Annotated in this window: 15 protein-coding genes; 4 read left to right on the forward strand and 11 right to left on the reverse strand. The window is 68.3% G+C overall.

What is annotated here, in order from left to right:
• Nucleotides 1-122: 122 nt before the first annotated feature.
• A complete protein-coding gene (locus ABE522_RS03475) occupies nt 123-842 on the forward strand; it encodes a Crp/Fnr family transcriptional regulator (RefSeq protein ID WP_042612520.1) in 720 nt (239 codons plus the stop codon).
• A 301-nt stretch (nt 843-1,143) separates the two neighbouring features.
• On the opposite strand, the gene thrC is transcribed toward ABE522_RS03475, so the two are convergent.
• From thrC to ABE522_RS03520, 9 genes are all read right to left on the reverse strand, one after another.
• Entirely contained in the window at nt 1,144-2,448 is a 1,305-nt protein-coding gene (gene thrC, locus ABE522_RS03480; protein ID WP_346590503.1) for a threonine synthase, read from the reverse strand.
• A 26-nt stretch (nt 2,449-2,474) separates the two neighbouring features.
• Nucleotides 2,475-3,389: a homoserine kinase gene (locus ABE522_RS03485; protein WP_346590504.1), complete on the reverse strand. Its 915-nt coding sequence runs from the start codon at nt 3,387-3,389 to the stop codon at nt 2,475-2,477.
• Nucleotides 3,386-5,899 (reverse strand): bifunctional aspartate kinase/homoserine dehydrogenase I, encoded by a 2,514-nt coding sequence (gene thrA / locus ABE522_RS03490; protein WP_346590505.1) that lies wholly within the window; start codon nt 5,897-5,899, stop codon nt 3,386-3,388. The genes ABE522_RS03485 and thrA overlap by 4 nt, the downstream gene beginning before the upstream one ends.
• A gap of 348 nt (nt 5,900-6,247) precedes the next feature.
• Nucleotides 6,248-7,195 (reverse strand): DMT family transporter, encoded by a 948-nt coding sequence (locus ABE522_RS03495; RefSeq protein WP_346590506.1) that lies wholly within the window; start codon nt 7,193-7,195, stop codon nt 6,248-6,250.
• Between the two features lie 66 nt (nt 7,196-7,261).
• Nucleotides 7,262-7,960, reverse strand: a complete 699-nt coding sequence (locus ABE522_RS03500; protein ID WP_346590507.1) for an AraC family transcriptional regulator — start codon at nt 7,958-7,960, stop codon at nt 7,262-7,264.
• Nucleotides 7,961-8,006: 46 nt separating this feature from the next.
• Complete coding sequence (locus ABE522_RS03505; RefSeq protein ID WP_101099081.1) at nt 8,007-9,119, reverse strand: hybrid sensor histidine kinase/response regulator; 1,113 nt, start codon at nt 9,117-9,119, stop codon at nt 8,007-8,009.
• Nucleotides 9,116-9,685, reverse strand: coding sequence for a chemotaxis protein CheB (locus ABE522_RS03510; RefSeq protein WP_346590508.1), 570 nt, complete (start codon nt 9,683-9,685; stop codon nt 9,116-9,118). Before ABE522_RS03510 ends, ABE522_RS03505 begins: the two co-directional genes overlap by 4 nt.
• Nucleotides 9,685-10,509, reverse strand: a complete 825-nt coding sequence (locus ABE522_RS03515) for a CheR family methyltransferase (protein WP_346590509.1) — start codon at nt 10,507-10,509, stop codon at nt 9,685-9,687. Before ABE522_RS03515 ends, ABE522_RS03510 begins: the two co-directional genes overlap by 1 nt.
• A complete protein-coding gene (locus ABE522_RS03520; RefSeq protein WP_346590510.1) occupies nt 10,506-13,643 on the reverse strand; it encodes a response regulator in 3,138 nt (1,045 codons plus the stop codon). The genes ABE522_RS03515 and ABE522_RS03520 overlap by 4 nt, the downstream gene beginning before the upstream one ends.
• A 144-nt stretch (nt 13,644-13,787) precedes the next feature.
• Here ABE522_RS03520 and ABE522_RS03525 point away from each other — a divergent pair, with 144 nt between their 5' ends.
• Both ABE522_RS03525 and ABE522_RS03530 read left to right on the forward strand, forming a co-directional pair.
• Entirely contained in the window at nt 13,788-14,945 is a 1,158-nt protein-coding gene (locus ABE522_RS03525; RefSeq protein WP_406846294.1) for a two-component system sensor histidine kinase NtrB, read from the forward strand.
• Nucleotides 14,938-15,294: a response regulator gene (locus tag ABE522_RS03530; protein ID WP_346590511.1), complete on the forward strand. Its 357-nt coding sequence runs from the start codon at nt 14,938-14,940 to the stop codon at nt 15,292-15,294. The genes ABE522_RS03525 and ABE522_RS03530 overlap by 8 nt, the downstream gene beginning before the upstream one ends.
• Nucleotides 15,295-15,390: 96 nt before the next feature.
• Here the strand turns inward: ABE522_RS03530 and ABE522_RS03535 are convergent, their stop codons facing one another.
• The gene (locus tag ABE522_RS03535; protein ID WP_346590512.1) at nt 15,391-16,083 is read right to left on the reverse strand and encodes a hypothetical protein; all 693 of its coding nucleotides are present in this window, start codon (nt 16,081-16,083) and stop codon (nt 15,391-15,393) included.
• Here ABE522_RS03535 and ABE522_RS03540 point away from each other — a divergent pair.
• The gene (locus ABE522_RS03540; protein WP_346590513.1) at nt 16,045-17,244 is read left to right on the forward strand and encodes a GAF domain-containing sensor histidine kinase; all 1,200 of its coding nucleotides are present in this window, start codon (nt 16,045-16,047) and stop codon (nt 17,242-17,244) included. The two genes, ABE522_RS03535 and ABE522_RS03540, sit on opposite strands and share 39 nt — an antisense overlap.
• Here the strand turns inward: ABE522_RS03540 and ABE522_RS03545 are convergent.
• Entirely contained in the window at nt 17,217-18,248 is a 1,032-nt protein-coding gene (locus ABE522_RS03545) for a TraB/GumN family protein (protein ID WP_346590514.1), read from the reverse strand. The genes ABE522_RS03540 and ABE522_RS03545 overlap by 28 nt on opposite strands.
• Nucleotides 18,249-18,337 lie beyond the last annotated feature (89 nt).

Raw genomic sequence — 18,337 nt, forward strand, 5'->3', positions numbered from 1 at the left:
AACGGGGGAAGGGCAAGGGCGGTTATTGTAGCGGTTGCGTCGCCTGCCGCGCCCGCGCCAGGCCAACCGGGCCACATGGCGTATCATGAGCGCTTCCCTGCTGCGCGCCTCGTCCCCACGCCATGTCGCGTCCTGATCCCGCCCCCGCCGGCTGTACCACGCTGGACTGCACCCACTGTTCGGTGCGCCACCTGGCCGTGTGTTCGGCGCTGTCGCCCGAAGAAGGGCAGGCACTGGAAGCGGTGACCGTGTCCCAACAGGTGGCGATGGGCGCGACCCTGGCCCGTAGTGGTGAACCGCGCCAGCACGTCTATACCTTGACCCACGGCGCATTGCGGCTGGTGCGCACGCTGTCCGACGGCCGCCGCCAGATCACCGGCTTCGTGCTGCCCGGCGATTACCTGGGCCTGAGCAGCAGCGACCATCACCGCCACGACGTGGAAGCCATCGCCGACAGCCGGGTCTGCCGGGTATCGGTGGCGCACATGCGCGAGCTGCGCAGCCGCTACCCGCACCTGGAACGGAAGCTGCTGCAGCGCGCCTGCCAGGCGCTGGATGACGCGCAGGATGCCGCATTGTCGCTGGCCCGCCTGCAACCGACCGAGAAGGTGGCCGACTTCCTGCTGCGGCTGGCCGAGCGCGAAGCGCGGCTGGGCGGTGACCCCCTGCGGGTCACCCTGCCGATGGGCCGCGGTGACATCGCGGATCACCTCGGGCTGACCATGGAAACGGTCAGCCGTACCTTCACCCGGCTGCGCCAGCAGGCGTTGATCGCCCTGCCCCACCTCAACGTGGTGGAACTGCTGGACGAACCGGCGCTGCGGACGCTGGCGACCGGTTAAGGCGCTGAAAGCGGGGAAAGAGCTGGCGTCTGCCGGACACACGCCGCGCTGCGCGCTCGCCGACCATGGGTCGGCGCTACCGCACTACGATCGGCGCACCGGCGCCACGCCCTGGTCCGGACACAGGCCGCGCTGCGCGCTCGCCGACCATGGTCGGCGCTACCGCACTACGATCGGCGCACCGGCGCCACGCCCTGGTCCGGACACAGGCCGCGCTGCGCGCTCGCCGACCATGGGTCGGCGCTACCGCAGCACCGGCGCCACGCCCCGGTAGCGCCGAGCCATGCTCGGCGGCTTCTCGTCAGGGCATCGGGACGCCGGCCTGCAGCACCGCACGGAACGCCGCGTAGTCGGCCGCCAGCGGTTCGGCATGTGCCGGCCTCTGCAGTAGCGCCTGCAATGCCGGCGGCACCGCCAGCGCCTCGCCGATCAACGGTTCCACCACCGATTCGAACTTGGCCGGGTGCGCGGTTGCCACCACCGCCCAGTCCCCCTTGGCTCCCTTGGCACGCAGCGCATTGAGCACCGTGACCGCGGTCGCGGTGTGCGGGCAGAACACGTCGCCACTTCCAGCATGCGCGCTGGCGATGGTCGCGCGGATCGCCACGTCATCCACCGCCTCGGCGGTGAAGGCCTGCCGCAATGCCGCGTCGTCGCCGTTGAACAGCCAGCGCAGGCGTTCGAAGTTGCTCGGCGCGCCGACATCCATGGCGTTGGCGGTGGTGGCCACGCTGTCGGCGGGCTGGTAATCGGCGCCGGCGAAATAGCGCGGCAGCACGTCGTTGGCATTGGTTGCCAGCGCGATGCGACCGATCGGCAGGCCGATGGCCCGTGCCAGGATCGCGGCCATCGCATTGCCCAGGTTGCCGGTCGGGATCACCAGGTTCAGCGCTGCCCTGCCCGCCTGCTGGTGCTGGAGCGCGGCGTGGGCGTAGTAACTCATCTGCGGCAGCAACCGGCCCAGGCTGATGCTGTTGGCCGAGCTGAGCGGCACCCTGGCCTGCAGTTCGCCATCGCCGAGCGCCCGTTTGACCAGCGCCTGGCAGTCATCGAACGAACCGGCAACGCGGAAGGCCTGGATGTTGTCGCCGAAGCAGCCCAGCTGGTGCGCCTGCCGCGGCGACACCCGGCCATCGGGGTACAGCACCACCACGCGCAGGCCCGGCTGGCCGTGGAACGCTGCGGCCACCGCTGCACCGGTATCGCCGGAGGTGGCCACCACGATCGTCAGCGGCGTGGACGCGCCACTGCGCAGCCGCGCGAGGGTGGCGGCGAGGAAGCGCGCACCGACGTCCTTGAACGCGGCGGTCGGTCCGTGGAACAGCTCCAGCACATGGTCACCGCGACGCGGCAAGGCACGCAGCGGCACCGGGAAATCAAACGCTTCGGCGCAGATCGCCGGCAGCGCGTCGGCCAGCGGATCCCCTTCGAAGAACGGTGCCAGCACCTGCGCGGCGGTCTGCGCCAGGCTCGGCGTGGCGACCCAATCGCGCGGCGCGGGTAGCTGTTCGGGCACGTACAGGCCGCCATCCGGAGCCAGCCCGGCGGCGATTGCCGCACTCAGCGAAACGGCAGGGGACTGGCCACGGGTAGAGACAAAGCGCATCGCACGATCCTGTAAGGAAGAAGAGTTCACAGCAGCACCGCCGCCGGCGCCGCCAACGAAGACACCCACGCCTGGCTGCCGAAGCCGGCCGCAGAGAAGGCCGCCTGCACCGGCGCTGCAGCGGCTTCGGCACTGGCCTGGTCTTCGAACCAGGCGAACACGCTGGGGCCGGCCCCGGAAATGCTGGCACCCATCGCACCGGCCGCCAGCGCGGCATCACGCGCGGCATCGAAGCCGATGATCAGCGGCGCGCGGCGCGGCTCGACCAGCACGTCACGCAGGCCGGCACGTACCAGCGCAGCATCGCCCTGGTGGCAGCCGGCCAGCACCAGCGCCAGGTTGGCGCTCTGCGTCACGAAATCGCCCAACGCATAGCTGCCCTGCAGCGCGGCGCGCGCGCGGCGCGTTTCCAGCACCGCATCCGGGTGCACCAGCAGGCTGTGCCAGCGCGCCGGCACCGGGATCGGCACCAGCCGGTCGGCGGTGCTGAGCACCAGCCCACCCAGCAGCATCGGACCCAGGTTGTCGCCGTGGCGGCCGCCGCTGGCTACCACTTCGCCTTCCAGCGCGAAGCGATACAGCGCGTGGCGGTCCAGTGGACTGTCCAGCAGCGCGTTGGCGGCCACCAGCGCGGCCACGCACGAGGCCGCCGAGCCGCCCATGCCCGATCCCAGCGGAATGCCCTTGTCGATCTCCACGGCGAAGCCGAACGGCAGGTCCAGCGCCTGCCGCAGCGCGAGCAGCGATGCACCGGCAGTGTTCAACGCCGCCTCCCGTGGCAGCGGCACATCGGCGCCGCGGATGGCCTCGATGCGCACCTCGCGCTCGGCGATGCGGCGCACCGTCACCGTGTCACCGATACCGGCGATGGCATGGCCAAGGATGTCGAAGCCCACCCCGACATTGCCCACCGAGCCCGGTGCGAAGGCACGTGCGATCACAGGCGCGCTCCTTCGCCGGCGGCCACCCGCAGCAGATCGGCGAACACGCCGGCCGCGGTGACTTCCGGACCCGCGCCCGGCCCCTGCACCACCAGCGGGTTGTCGCAATAGCGCCGGGTGCGGAACTGGACCACGTTGTCGGTCAGTTTGAGGTTGGCGAAGGCATGGTCCACCGGTACTTCCACCAGCCCCACCGATGCCCCCTGCGCTGACAGCGCGGCGACGTAGCGCAGCACCGCGCCGCGTCCGCGCGCCTGCTGCAGGCGTTGGAGCAACGCGTCATCGTTATCGCCCAACCGCTGCATGAAGTCGTCCACGCTGCCCGCACGCAGGGCCTCGGGTACCAGGCTTTCCACCTGCACCTGTTCCAGGCTCAGCTCGCGACCGGCCTCGCGCGCCAGGATCACCAGCTTGCGGGCCACGTCGATGCCGGACAGGTCATCGCGCGGGTCCGGTTCGGTATAGCCCATGCCACGTGCCTGCTCCACCAATGCGGAGAACGGCTGGCTGCCATCGAAGCGGTTGAACAGCCACGCCAGGGTGCCGGAGAAGATGCCTTCGATGGACAGCACTTCATCGCCGGTATCGACCAGGTCGCGCAGCGTGGTGATCACCGGCAGGCCGGCGCCGACGGTGGCCTCGTAACGGAAGCGCGCCCCGCTGGCCGCCGCCGCGGCGCGGATCGACTGGTAACGCGCCAGCGGCCCGGAGCCGGCCTGTTTGTTCGGCGTCACCACATGGATGCCCGCCGCCAGCCAGCCTTCGTAGCGCCCGGCGACCTCGGCACTGCCGCTGCAGTCGATCACCACCGCATGCGGCAGGTGCGCTGACAGCAGGTGCGCGGTGAACGCGTCCAGGTCGCTGGCGCTGGGTGCGTCGGCCAGCGCGGCACGCCACGGCCCCTGCAATGCGCGCGGGGCCAGGTGCATGCCGCGCCGGGACGCCACCGCGCGCAGGCGCAGGTCGATGTTGGCCTTGCCCAGCAGCTGCGGCTGCGCGGCCTGCAGCTGGTCCAGCAACGCCGCGCCGACATTGCCCGGCCCGATCACCCCGACCGCGAAGGTCTGCGGTGACAGCCAGAATCCGGCGTGCGCCGCGCGCAGCGCACGGGTGGCATCGCCGCTGTCCACCGCCACTGAAATATTGCGCTCGGATGAACCCTGCGCGATCGCCAGGATGTTGACCTGCGCCCTGCCCAGCGATTCGAACAGGCGCGCCGCCACGCCGGGCTGGCCGGCCATGCCGTCGCCCACTGCCGCCAGCACGCTGACCCCGCCACGCACCTGCACGCGCTGGACCTGGCCGACCGCCAGCTCATGCGCGAAAGCCTGCAGCAACGCGTCACGACCACGTTCGGATTCGTTGCCGCAGACCACGCAGCAGATGGAGTGTTCGGACGACCCCTGCGAGATCATCACCACCGACACATGCGCCTGGCGCAGCGCGGAGAACACCCGCTCGGCGGTGCCCGGCACGCCGATCAGGCCGGTGCCTTCCAGGTTCAGCACGGCCAGCTCCGCGCTCAGGGTCAGGCCCTTGATCGGTCCACGCACCGAGCGCTCCGCACTGATGCGGGTGCCGGGATGCCCGGGTTGGAAGGTATTGCGGATCAGGATCGGCAGGCCGCGCAGGATGGCCGGAGACATGGTCTGTGGATGCACTACCTTGGCGCCGAAATAGGCCAGCTCGCAGGCCTCGTCATAGCTCAGCGCCTCGAGCTGCACCGCTTCGGGCACCAGCCGCGGATCAGCCGACAGCACACCATCGACGTCGGTCCAGATCTGCAGCTCATCGGCATTGAACAGCGCCGCGAAGATCGCCCCGGAGTAATCACTGCCGTTGCGGCCGAGGGTGGTGATGCGGTCCTGGCGGTCGCGTGCGATGAAGCCGGTGGCCACGACGCGCTGCTGCACGTTCGCCTGCCGCCACGCGTGCAGGCGCTGTGCGCTGGTTTCCCAATCGACGTTGACGCCCAGCTCGCCGTGTTCGACCACCAGCACGTCGCGCGCATCCAGCACCGCGCACGGCTCGCCGCTGGCCAGGAAATGCTGGCCCAGCAGGTGCGCCGAACACACTTCCCCCAGCCCCTGCACGCGATCGAGCACTTCATCGGGCAGGCCCCCGATCACCGCCAGTGCGGCCAGCAGTTCGGCCAGTTCGTCGAATCGCGCATCGAGCCACTCCACGCTGGCCCCGGCGTGTTCGCCGAGCAGCGACGCCGCCGCACCACGATGACGGGCACGCAGGTCATGCCAGTGTTCGCGCCATTGCGCATCGCCGGCCGCGGCCAACCGCGCCAGCGCGATCAGCGCATCGGTCACACCCTTCATGGCCGACACCACGGTGACCTGCAGCGCTTCCGGGCGCGCCTGCAGCAGCCGCGCGACGTGGCGGTAGCAGTCGGCATCGGCGACGGAGGTGCCGCCGAACTTGTGCACCACCACGCGCGGTTGCGCGGCGGAACATGGCGGAGCGGAATCGGCGGACGGTACAGCAGCGGCAATGGACATGGTGACCTCGGTAGGAGGCCCCGCATCGCGCCAGTGGAAGGTTCCCCCGCCACCTGGTTCGGTGCGGGGCCGTGGTTTTCGTGAGTTACGCGAAGACGACGGACCGCACCCTGCGGGTGGTGGTAATGGTGGTAATGGTGGTGGTGCCGGCCATGGCGCTCGCGCGGCCGCCTGCCGCGGAAGCGGCAAGGAGCGGAGCGAAGCGGGCGGCGGCAAGGACCATGACGCTAGAAAACACCGCAGGGCAAGCCGCTGTCAAGTGTTGCAGTGCAAAATCCGCGCACGTTGATCAGCGGCCAACGTCTACGAAAAAGGTTGCATCGGAGACCATGCAGGCTCCGCCGGCCTTCATCCCGCATGCTCGGCGATCGCCGGCGGTGCGCGGTGTGCGTGCGCGCACCACAGCACGCCTGCCACCAGGCAGCCGATCGCCATGGTTTCCAGCAGGGTCGGCCAGCGGCGTTGCCAGGCAAAGCCATACAGCAGCGCGAACAGGGTCTCGAACACGATCATCTGTCCGGTCAGGGTCAGCGGAAGCAGGCGGCTGGCGCGGTTCCAGCAGGCATTGCCGAGCAGCGAGGCGATCACCGCCACGCCAGCGCTGACCATCCAGAACAGGCCCCATTGGCCGGGCGCGTGCACCGCACTGTCGAACACGAACGCCGAGGGCACCAGCAGCAGCGCCAGCGCACCGGTGACCACGCCGGTGAGCAGCGACCAATCGTGCGCGGAAAGATCCGGGCGCCGGGCCAGCCAGCGGCTGTTGCCCACCGAATACGCAGCCCATGAAAGCAGCGCGCCAAAGGCACACACAAGGCCAAGCACGCGCTGTCGCCACGGTGTCTGCACGTGTTCGGACACCACCGCTTCGTAACCCACCAGCGCCACGCCCAGCAGGCACAGCAACAGCGCGGGCGCCAGCTGGCGCAGCTGCACCGCGCCCTCTTCGCGCACCGCGACCAGGGTCACCACCACCGGAATCAGCCCGACGATCAGCGAAGCCGCGGCGCCGCCGGCCCACTGCACCGCCGTGGCCAGCAGCAGGAAATACACCAGGTTGCCGGCCAGGCTCAGCCACACCAGTCCACGCCATTCGGCCACCCCGAGCTGCGGTGCCAGCCGCTTCCAGCGCGGCGCCAGCAGCACCAGTGCGACCAGCCCGTAGATGAGGTAGCGCCCGGCCGACAGCTGCAGCGCATCAAATGCCAGCAGCACCGCGGGGGCCAGGAACACCACACCCCACAGCGCACCGGCCATCACGCCGTTGCCGATCCCCACGCCCATCGAACGATTCATCGCACACCCTTGCTGCAGACAGGCGCGAAGTCTAGTGCGCCCCGGCCACGCGCGTCTTGACCCGGCCTACGGTGACTGCCGCCGCCACATCGACGGCGTGCGTCCGGTTTCGCGGCGCAACGCACGGGTCAGCGCGCTCTGTTCGGAGTAACCCGCCCGCTGCGCGACCGTGCTGATCGGCAGCGGGGTGCTGCGCAGCAGATGACGGGCCCAGCGCAGCCGCAATGCACTCAACCAGACCTGCGGCGGCAGCCCCAGCTCGCGGACGAAGCGGGCGTGCAGGTGGCTGCTGCTGAGGCCTGCCAGCCGCGCCATGCGCTCCACCGGCCAGGCTTCGCCGGGGGCGGCCTGCATGCGCGCGCACAGGGCCTGCAGGCGTGCACCGCTGCCATCGGGCGCGAACGCCTGCAGCAGCAGCGGCAGCAGCTGCTCACCGCCGCTCGTGGCTGGCAACGCCTGCAGGGAGGCGCGCAACACCCGTGGCAGCGACAGCCAGCGCTGTCCGCGCAGGTGCTCGAGGGTGTGATCGTCGAACCAGGCGGCATCGCAGTCGATGATCAGGTGCTGGTTGCGGCCCTGTCCGACCTGGTCATGGTGCTCGCCGGGTGCCACGAACACGCCCTGCAGCGCATCCAGCCGCGCAGCGTGGCCGTCGAGTTCGAACTCCAGCTCACCCTGCAGCGGCAACACCCACTGCGCATAAGCGTGGCGATCGCCGCCCTGGGTGTCACCGTAACTGCGGACATGGAAGCGCGGCGCGTGCATGGCAGGAGTCTGCCGCCGCAGCCACGGCCGCGCAATGCCGGCCGGGTCAGGCCCGGCGCGGCAGCCGGGCTTCGAACACCACGTCCTGCGCCTCGTTGCGGGCCTGCAATTGGCCGCCGTGCGCACGCACGAACTGATCGGCGATGAACAGGCCCAGGCCCAGTCCCTTGCTGGCGTGGAAGCTGGCCTTGAACGGTTCGAACAGGCGCGGCAGCAGGCTTTCGCCGATCTGCCCGCGATTGCGCACGCGCAACACCACCTGCGCCGGATCTTCGCCATCCACATGCACCTGGATCGGCGCCTGCCCGCCATGCAGCAGTGCGTTGCCGATCAGGTTGGAGGCCACCTGGGCCAGCCGATCCGGGTCGCCCTGCATGCGCGCATCGCCCACCGCGACGACTTCGATCGCCGCCGTGGCGTTGCCCTGCTCCACTTCCTGCACCACCGCATCGATGACGGTGGCCGCATTGCACGGGGTGCGCTCCAGGCGCAGCCCGCCGGAGCGGATGCGCGAGAAGTCGAGCAGCTGGTCGACCATGCGCGCCATGCGCAGCGTGCTGGTTTCCAGGTGACGCAGGGTCTGCTGCGCGCTGGCATCGGCGGGTATGTCCAGCGACAGTTTGTCCGCGCACAGCAGGATCGCCGACAGCGGCGTGCGCAGGTCGTGGGTGAGCACGGCCATCATGGTTTCGTTGAGCGTCAGCGCGCGCTCCAGCGCCTCGTTGCGCGACTTCAACAGGCGCTTCTGCTGGTAGAGCTCGATGAACACGCCGAGCTTGCCGAGGATGATCTGCGGTTCGATCGGCTTGTGCAGGAAGTCCACCGCACCGCTTTCGTAACCCTTGAAGGCGCGCACCGGATCCTGCGGCGAGGCGGTCAGGAAGATGATCGGCACGTCGCGGCTGCGTGCCGAACCCCGCATCAGTTCGGCCAGGGCGAAACCATCCATCTCCGGCATCTGCACGTCCAGCAGGGCCAGCGCGACTTCGTGTTCCAGCAGCAGTTCCAGCGCCTCGTTGCCGGAGGCAGCGCAGAGGATGCGCAGGCCATCACGACGCAGCAGCGCTTCCATCGCCACCAGGTTCTGCGGCACGTCATCAACGATCAGTATGTTGACCGGCGCCGCGTCTTCCACCGGCGCAGGAGCAAGCAGGTTCATTTCAATTCCTTCAGGCATTCGCATAGTTCATCCAGCGTGAGCACCGCATCGGCGCCGGCACGCTGCAGGGCCGAGGCAGGCATCATCGATGCCTCGGCGTCTTCAGGGCATTGCAACCAGGCCTGGCCGCCGGCCTGGCGCACGGCAGCCACGCCTTCGCTGCCATCGCTGCTGGCCCCGGTCAGCAGGATCGCCAGGACATCGGCGCCAAACACCGCCGCGGCCGACTCGAACAACGGGTCGATGGCCGGGCGCGAGAACAACACCGGCTCGTCCAGCGACAGCGCGATGGAGGCTTCGTCTTCCACCAGCATATGGTAGTCCGGCGGCGCGAAGGTCACCGTGCCCACCTCGAGCGGCTGCTTGTCCTCGGCCTCGCGCACCCGCAGCGCCGAACCCGGATCGAGCAGTTCGGCGATCCGGCTGGGGCGGTCGCGCGGCACGTGCAGCACCACCAGCGCCGGGCACGGCAGCGTCGCCGGCAAGGCACCCAGCACGCGCTGCAGTGCGGAGACACCGCCCGCCGAGGCACCGATCACCAGGACACGCGGGACACGGGCGTCCATCAGGCCGCCTTCCGGTACAGGCGCTGCTCGCGCGCACTGACTTCAAAGGCATTGCCGTGCTCGCCGAACTGCAGCGATTCCTTGCTGCCCAGGCCCAGGAAGCCACGATGGACCAGGGCTTCGCGGAACAGGCCGACGGCGCGGTCCTGCAGCGGCCGGTTGAAGTAGATCAGCACGTTGCGGCACGACACCAGGTGCACTTCGGAGAACACCGTATCGGTGGCCAGGCTGTGGTCGGCGAACACCACGTTGCGACGCAGGCGACGATCGAACACCGCACCGTCGTAGCCGGTGGTGTAGTAGTCCGACAACGACCCCTGGCCGCCCGCCTGCAGGTAGTTGCGGCTGAACTGGGCGATGCGGTCGATGCCGTAGGTGCCCGATTCGGCCGCCGCCAGCGCGGCCGGATTGATGTCGGTGGCGTAGATGATGCTGCGGTCCAGCAGCCCCTCTTCCTGCAGCAGGATCGCCAGCGACCACACTTCCTCGCCGGTGCTGCAGCCGGCCACCCAGAGCTTGATCGACGGATAGGTCTTCAGCACCGGCACGGCGTGCTCGCGCAGCGCCAGGAAATAGGCCGGGTCACGGAACATCTCCGACACCTGCACGGTGAAGAACTGCATGGCCTGGGTGAACAATTCGGGCTCGTGCAGCAGCCGGTGCTGCAGGTCCGACAGGCGCGCACACTCATAACGCTGCATCGCCTGGTGCATCCGACGCCGCAGCGAGGACACCGCATAGTTGCGGAAATCGTAGTGGTAGCGCTGGTAGATCGCCTCCACCAGCACCTTCAGTTCCAGGTCGAACAGCTCCTGCTCGTTCATTGCCGCGAGCACCACACCCGGCACAGCGAGACCAGCTTGTCGACATCGATGGGCTTGGCGATGTAATCGTTGGCGCCCGCCTGCAGGCAGCGCTCGCGGTCATCGGGCATGGCCTTGGCGGTCAGCGCGATGATCGGCAGGTCCTTGAACTGGCGCTGGCTGCGGATCTCGCGCATCGCGGTCAGCCCGTCCATCTCCGGCATCATGATGTCCATCAGCACCAGGTCCACTTCCATGCCGGCCAGCCGCTCGACGGCCTCGCGGCCATTGCGGGCGATCTCCAGCTTCACCCCCAGCGGCTCGAGCACGCTGGACAGCGCGAAGATATTGCGCACATCGTCTTCGGCCAGCAGCACCGTGCGGCCATCCAGCACCGAATCGCGGCGACGCGCTTCGCGCAGCAGGCGCTGCTGGTCGCTGGGCAGGTTGGCTTCCACGCTGTGCAGGAACAGGGTGACTTCATCGAGCAGGCGCTCCGGGGACCGCGCGCCCTTGATGATGATGCTCTTCGAATAACGGCGCAGGCGCTGTTCTTCTTCGCGGCCCAGCGCGCGCCCGGTGTAGACGATCACCGGCGGGAAGCTGACGTCCTCGCTGCCGGCCATGAACTCCAGCAGGTCGTAACCACTGCCATCGGGCAGTGCCAGGTCGGTCACCATGCAGTCGAAGGTGGCGCTGCTGAGCTGCTGCACCGCTTCGGCGATGGTGCCGACGGCGGTGATTTCCAGCTGTTCCCGGCCCAGCAGCAGTTCCAGGTTGCCACGCAGTTCGGTGTCATCTTCGACGATCAGCAGGCGGCGCACGTCGCGCTGGCTGGTCTTTTCCAGATGCTGGATCGCTTCGACCAGGCGCTCGCGGGTGGCCGGCTTGATCACGTAACCGATGGCGCCCAGTTCCATCGCCAGCTGGCTGCGCTCCATGCCCGACACCACGTGCACGGGGATGTGGCGGGTCAACGGATCACGCTTCAGGCGTTCCAGCACGCTCAGGCCGGACACATCGGGCAGGCCGATGTCCAGCAGTACGCCACTGGGGCGCAGCTCGCGCGCCAGCGACAAGGCTTCTTCGGCGGTGGTGGCCACCACGCAGTCGAAATCGAGTTCGCGTGCCAGCGTGACCAGCGCTTCGGCGAACGCGGCATCATCTTCCACTGCCAGGATCAGGCGGTCACTACGCTGGGCGTTGGCGCCATGGGCCACCGCCGTCTTCCAGGCACCCAGCGACGGCGGGACCGGTTCGCTGCGCACCGGCGACAGGCCGGCACTGGACGCTGCCCGGCCCGGTGACGGTGCCGAGGTGGCCGCTGGCTGCGAAGCATGCGCCGTGCCCAGGGTCGCCGGAGCGTCCGGCTGCTCCGGCGCCCCGCTCAACGGCAGTTCCACGGTGAAGGTGCTGCCGCGACCGGGCTCGCTTTCCACGCGGATGTCACCGCCCATCCGGGTAGCCAGGTCACGCGAGATCGACAGCCCCAGGCCGGTGCCGCCGTAGCGGCGACGGGTGCTGCCATCGGCCTGGCGGAAGGCTTCGAAGATCGCATCCAGCTGTTCGGCGGCAATGCCGATGCCGCTGTCGCGGACCACGAAACGCACGCGGTCACGGCCCGCGGCCTGCACCTGCAGGCTGACCGTGCCGCGCTCGGTGAACTTCACCGCGTTGGCCAGCAGGTTCTTCAGGATCTGCTGCAGGCGCTGGCTGTCGGCGGTGAACTGGCTGGGCGCACCGGAATCGGCGACGATCTCCAGCACCAGGCCCTTCTCCCGCGCCAACGGGTCGAAGGTCTCGCGCAGGCGCTGCAGCGCACCTTCGACGACGACGATCTCATCGGCCAGCTCCACGTGGCCGGCTTCGATGCGGGCCAGGTCCAGGATGTCGTTGATCAGTGACAACAGGTCGTTGTTGGACGACAGGATGGCCTGCGCGTACTTGACCTGCTCATCGCTGAGCGTGCCATCGCGATTGTCCGACAGCAGCTTGGCCAGGATCAGCGAGCTGTTGAGCGGGGTGCGCAGCTCGTGCGACATGTTGGCCAGGAACTCGGACTTGTAGCGCGAAGCAGCAGACAGTTCGTTGGAATTGCGCACCAGCTGCGCCTGGGCCACCAGCAAGGCCTGCTTCTGGCCTTCCAGCTCATGCGTGCGCTCTTCCAGCTGCACGTTGGTCTGCTCCATCTCGGCCTGCTGCTGCTCCAGGTTGGTCTGCGAATGCAGCAGGCTGCGGCTCTGTTCTTCCAGTTCTTCGTTGGCCACCCGCAGCTCTTCCTGCTGGGCCTGCAGCTCTTCACTCTGGCGCTGGGATTCTTCCAGCAGCTCGGCCAGCCGCGCGCGCAACACGGCCGCGCGCAGCGCGATGCCGATGGTGTCGGCGCAGCGCTGCAGCAGCTCCCGGTCCAGCTGCGGCGCGCGTCCCGGGCGGATGCGGCCCAGCTCCACGACACCGACGATCTGTTCATCACTGAAAATCGGCGCCAGCACGCGCTCACGCAGCTGGGTGCTGCCCAGGCTGGTGCTGATCTGCAGCACGCTGCCCTCGCCTCCCTGCAGGTGCCGCACCTTGCCGTCGCGGACGACCTGGCCCAGCTGCCCTTCATCCAGCCCCAGCGACTGCGGGACGGACGCCGGCAACGCGACCCCGCCGGTCAGCAGCAACTGGTGGTTTTCGATGCGGTACATCACCGCGGTCTGCGCTCGCAGCTGCTCGGCCAGCGTGGTCATCGCCGCTTCGGCGATCTTTTCCGGCCCCAGGTCGCCGCGCAGGCTCATCGCCACCACGTTTTCACTTTCCTGCAGCCAGAGCGCTTCGGCCGCCTCGCGCCGCGCCTGGATTGCGCGGTTGACGATCAATCCGATCATCAGGAAGGCAAATCCGCCAATGCTGCGGTTGACGTATGAAAAAGCTGAATTGGTACTCGCCGGCGCGATGTTGTAGCCCACCGCCAGGAATACACAGGCGGCCACGGCGACCACCAGCGGCAGCCCGGCGTGGCGCTGGAACACCGTCACGCCAATCGCCAGGAAGTACGCCAGCCAGACCGCATACCCAAGCGGGACAACCAGTTCAAGCGCAGCGGTGGCCGCCAGCAGGGCGGCCGACAGGGCCCATATCCAGGGGTCGCGCGTACTTGAAGCTGACGTCATGAGTGGAGATCCCGGCACAAAGAAGTGCGATGTTAACTGAATGCCCGTCGTTTCCGGCACGACTTTCGGCACGTGACCCCGTGCACAGTTCCTTCACACTGTCGCTTCTAGCGTCACCGACCTCAGGGGTTTCAGCGCAGTCCCGTGGTACACGCCGTCTCCAATCTCAATGCCCAGACAGATACGTCCCGACAGTTGACGCTGCTCATCGAAAGCGTCACTGATCATGCCCTGTACCTGATCGACCCGGAAGGACTGGTCTGCACCTGGAATCCAGGGGCCCAGCGGATCAAGGGATACAGCGCGGACGAGGTCATCGGCACCCATTTCAGGCGTTTCCACTGCCCTGCCGACCGCGATGCCGGCGAACCGGAACGCTCGCTGGTCATCGCCGCCACCGAGGGCCGCTACGCCGGAGAGGGGTGGCGCCTGCGCAGTGATGGCAGTCGTTTCCGCGCCAGCGTGGTGATCGAACCGGTGTTCGAAGCCGAGGAACTGGTCGGCTTCGTCAAGGTGACCCGCGACATCACCGAAAGCTACCAGGCCCAAGTGCTGCTGCGCGATGCCCAGCGCGCCCTGGCGAGCACCCAGCAGTTCGAGAAAGTGAGCCAGCTCAGCCGCGGGCTGGCGCATGAGTTCAACAACCTGCTGACCACCATCCACAATGCACTGGACCTGATCGCGCTGCGTTGCGCTTCAGATGAAGCCACCGAACGCCTGATCGGCAACGCCCAGGCCGCGGCCGACCGTGGCGCACTGCTGACCCGGCAGCTGCTGGCGTTCGGGGCCGGGCAGACCCTGGTGCGCGAACGCGTCACCACCGCGAACTGGCTGCAGCCGACGATGGCCGCCCTGCAACAGCGCTGCCTGGCCCATCATTCGCTCAGCCTGCAGCTGCGCAGCGACCTGCCGGATGTGCTGCTGGATCCCGGGCAGCTGGAAGCGGCCTTGTCCAACCTGGTCGGCAACGCCTGCGATGCCATGCCCAATGGCGGCCGGATCTGTATCATCGGCGACATGGAACGGCGCCTGGACCCCCAGGCTGACACCCCCACGTACCGTAATTTCGTCGCCATCCGCGTGCAGGATGAAGGCCACGGCATGGCGCCCGACGTCGCCGCCCGCGCCAGCGAACCGTTTTTCACGACCAAGGACATCGGCAAGGGCAGCGGTCTGGGCCTGAGCCAGGTGTTCGGTTTCATTACTCAATGCGGCGGTTTCGTCGACGTGTCCAGCACCGAAGGTGGTGGCACGACGGTCAGCCTGCTGCTGCCTGCCCTGGAGGTTCCCGCCAATGACTGATTCCATCCGCGTGCTCATGGTCGAAGACCAGGAAGACCTGCGCGACATGATCGGCCTGGCCCTGCAGGACATGGGCATCACCGTGGACACCACCGCGGACGGCCACGAAGCGCTGGCGATGATGGAAAGCGAGCGCCAGTACGACGTGGTGTTCAGCGACGTCAGCATGCCCAACGGCATGTCCGGCATCGAGCTGAGCGAACACGTCGCCCGTGCCCAGCCGGGCGCCCGGATGATCCTGTCCTCCGGCTACGCGCGCTCGCAGTTGCCTCCGTTGCCGGGGCATGTGGAGTTCCTGCCCAAACCGTACCGGCTGCGACAGCTGGTGGAGCTGCTGACCGCGCGTTGATCTGTGGTCGAGAGGGACCTCACCGGGCGCGCGCCATCTGACGTCCCGGCCCATTCGGATCGGGCTGGGTTTGTGCGGGGGCTGGTTGCGTGCGACTCAGTCCGCCTCTCGCTGGCTCGCGCTACGCAGCCGCGATTTCATCCACCCCCCGTGCGAGCGGACGCTTCCCGTGTCCCCGGTCAGGGCGTAGCGAATGGCAGGGCAGATCGCGGCCAGCGTGCCGACGTGCCACCGGCGCAACTTCCCATAGGCATAGCGGAATTCACTCATATCGGCGTCTTCGGCCTTGATTGGCGACGAGTCGGGCAAGTTCCAACAATCAAGAAATTCATGTGTTCCGTAGTCCGCAGGACATCGCCAAGGCATTGCGCCAAGGACGACCTTGATGGCATCGGCAGCAGGACGCTGCCCGATCCACGCTAGCCGGACCGATTCGCCAACCCAATGAGACTTATCTGAAAATGTCGTGGGCAATCGAGCTTGCCGGGGCCCGGCGTCGCGCCTGACGGCCCGTTGCACGGGACCCACCACGCTCACCAACGCCGAGCCGAAGTCTGAATAATTAAGCATCCGGCTGGCGCGGCCGATCCGGTGATGGCGTGGCGGTGTCACAATCGACCTACCGCGGCTGAAGTGCTCGGCCCGCCGTTCCTGACACGACGTGCCCCGCCCCTGCGTGACATACACGCCAAGGAAGGTCCCCTGCCCTCGTTCCACTCCTGCCTCGAACTTGCCTGCGCCGTGAGCGGCATGCGTGTCGCGCTGATCGGTGAGGTCGGTGAACGACAATGGCATGCCATCCACGTGCTGGACCGTGCCGGGCTGGGTATTTCCCCCGGGCTCCAGCTGGATCTGGTCAATACCTTCTGCCGCGATGTCACCGCAACGCGGGAAGCGATCTGGTTCGCGGATTACCGCCAGGACCCGGAGCGCTGCGACAGTCCCATCCCGGCGATGCACGGCTTCCGCAGCTACGTTTCGGTGCCGGTGGTGCTGGCCGACGGCCGGGTGTTCGGCACGCTGTGCACGCTGGATCCCGATCCGCGCCCGGTCACCGACGAAATCCTGCATGCCATGCAAGCACTGGCGGCGGTGGTGGCCGAGCAGATCGGTGCGCCGCAGGTGCGTGAAACGGATGAACCCGACGAGGAAGCGAAGCAGGATCGCCCCTCGTCTCCGGAGAGCCGCCTGCGGGCGTCCGAAGTGCTGAACAGCGCGCTGCGCCAGGAAGGCAAGGAGCGCGAGGAGTTCATCGCCGTACTCGCCCATGACCTGCGCAATCCGCTGCAGGCGATCCGGGTCACCTCCGACCTGTTGTCTCTGTCGGCCACCAGCGAGGCGCAGCAGAGCCTGCTGCGGCACCTGGACGACAGCGCGGACCGGATGGCGGAACTGATCGATGTGACGCTGGATTTCGCGCGCGGCCGGCTGGGTTCGGGCATCGCGCTGCGCGTGCGGCCCTGGCGCGACCTGTCTGCCTTGCTGGCCAATGCCGCCGAGCAGGCGATGGCCCCCTACCCCGGTTGCCCGTTGATCGTCGAACTGACCCTTCCGGAAGTCGTGAGCTGCGATGCCGACCGTCTGTGCCAGCTGGTCAGCAATCTGCTGATCAACGCCGCCATCCACGGCCGCAAGGGCAGTCCGATCGCACTGCGCGGCCACGCCGACGACACGACGCTGGTGCTGGACGTGCACAACCAGGGCGTGATCGCCGAGGCATCGATGAAGACCCTGTTCGAGCCCTTCCACCGCACCGGCGACCAGCGGCTGGATTCCGGGCTGGGCCTGGGGCTGTACATCGCCTCGCAGATCGCCGTTTCGCATGGCGGCGCGCTGACGGTGCAGTCCAGCGACGCCATCGGCACCACCTTCACCCTGCGCATGCCGTTGCGCGGAGCGCCGCAGGCGTCAGTGCCGGCGGTTCATTCCGGTGGCGGTTCGATCGCGTAGCCCCGTGCGCGCAGCGCGCCCAGATAGTCGTCCGGCCCCATCAGCAGGCTGACCGGCACCGTGGAGAACGTGCTTGCGTGCTGTGCCAGCGCCTTGTCGGCCAGCCCGACCCACTGCGCACGCGCCCGTTGCGGCAGGTCATTCCAGCCGCGGCTGCGCGCGAAGGCCGAATCCTGCACCACGTCCCTGCAGGTGCGCGCCATGGACATGACCGCCAGCCGGCGCAGCGCGCCGATGTCCCCCGCTGCCCAGGCGTTGGCTCGCTCGCGGAGCACCGCCGCCTGGAATTCCACGGTATCCAGCGTGCGCTCGAAGCAGGCCCGGTCGTCCACCTCGGTGCCCTGCAGTTCCTTCAGGGCGGCTCGCGCGTCGTCTATCGGCAGCTTCACCCGCGCGTCTTCCGGCTCCAGCCTGTTGGCCTTGTAGGCGCGTTCCAGGGCCTCGGCAACCTGCCCGCTGTCGCGCAGGCCCTGGCGTTTGAGAAACGCCATGTACAGCTCGCCGGAAGCGATCATCGGACGTTTTTTCTCGACCCCGCCATCGCGACCGAGATACGTGGCCTTCAACCCCAGCCATCGCGCGTAGGCGTCCGGCGCTACGATCTGCTGCAGCGTGCGCCCCTGTGGATCCCTGGCGGTCTTCATCGCCAGCGGCAACAGGGTGAGACCACGCAGCAGGCCGATCTTGACGTCCGGCGTCCAGCCGGGCGGACCCAGCACGTGGTCGGAGGCGGCAATGACCTGCTGCACCTGGTCCGAACGCCACGTCACCCCGGCCGGCAACGGTGCCACCGTGCCCAGCAGCCACAGCACATGGCCCTGCGCGTTGCTCACCTTCCACAAGCCCGGGCCGGGCTGCTCGCCGGTGACCTGGACCGCGGCCATGTCGACCACGGATTCGGCTGCCGTGACCTCCTGCGCGATTACGCGGGGAGACGCCAGCAGCAGCAGCGCCGCAAGCGTGGCGCCGCAGCCGATCCCTTGCCTGATACGTCCGTGCTGCATGCCAACCCCCTGAGTGATCGCGCACTGTATCCAGTGAGGCGTCACGCCGTGTAAAGCGTTCGTTGGCGGTGGATGGCGCTGGAACGGCG

The sequence above is a fragment of the Stenotrophomonas lacuserhaii genome (assembly GCF_039674585.1).
GTDB lineage: Bacteria > Pseudomonadota > Gammaproteobacteria > Xanthomonadales > Xanthomonadaceae > Stenotrophomonas > Stenotrophomonas pennii_A.

Coding starts and splice junctions, on each gene's coding strand:
- thrA (WP_346590505.1), bottom strand. CDS start 5,899: ATGTCCATTGCCGCTGCTGTACCGTCCGCCGATTCCGCTCCGCCATGT.
- ABE522_RS03515 (WP_346590509.1), bottom strand. CDS start 10,509: ATGAACGAGCAGGAGCTGTTCGACCTGGAACTGAAGGTGCTGGTGGAG.
- ABE522_RS03530 (WP_346590511.1), top strand. CDS start 14,938: ATGACTGATTCCATCCGCGTGCTCATGGTCGAAGACCAGGAAGACCTG.
- ABE522_RS03505 (WP_101099081.1), bottom strand. CDS start 9,119: ATGAACCTGCTTGCTCCTGCGCCGGTGGAAGACGCGGCGCCGGTCAAC.
- ABE522_RS03495 (WP_346590506.1), bottom strand. CDS start 7,195: ATGAATCGTTCGATGGGCGTGGGGATCGGCAACGGCGTGATGGCCGGT.
- ABE522_RS03520 (WP_346590510.1), bottom strand. CDS start 13,643: ATGACGTCAGCTTCAAGTACGCGCGACCCCTGGATATGGGCCCTGTCG.
- ABE522_RS03545 (WP_346590514.1), bottom strand. CDS start 18,248: ATGCAGCACGGACGTATCAGGCAAGGGATCGGCTGCGGCGCCACGCTT.
- thrC (WP_346590503.1), bottom strand. CDS start 2,448: ATGCGCTTTGTCTCTACCCGTGGCCAGTCCCCTGCCGTTTCGCTGAGT.
- ABE522_RS03500 (WP_346590507.1), bottom strand. CDS start 7,960: ATGCACGCGCCGCGCTTCCATGTCCGCAGTTACGGTGACACCCAGGGC.
- ABE522_RS03475 (WP_042612520.1), top strand. CDS start 123: ATGTCGCGTCCTGATCCCGCCCCCGCCGGCTGTACCACGCTGGACTGC.
- ABE522_RS03540 (WP_346590513.1), top strand. CDS start 16,045: ATGCGTGTCGCGCTGATCGGTGAGGTCGGTGAACGACAATGGCATGCC.
- ABE522_RS03510 (WP_346590508.1), bottom strand. CDS start 9,685: ATGGACGCCCGTGTCCCGCGTGTCCTGGTGATCGGTGCCTCGGCGGGC.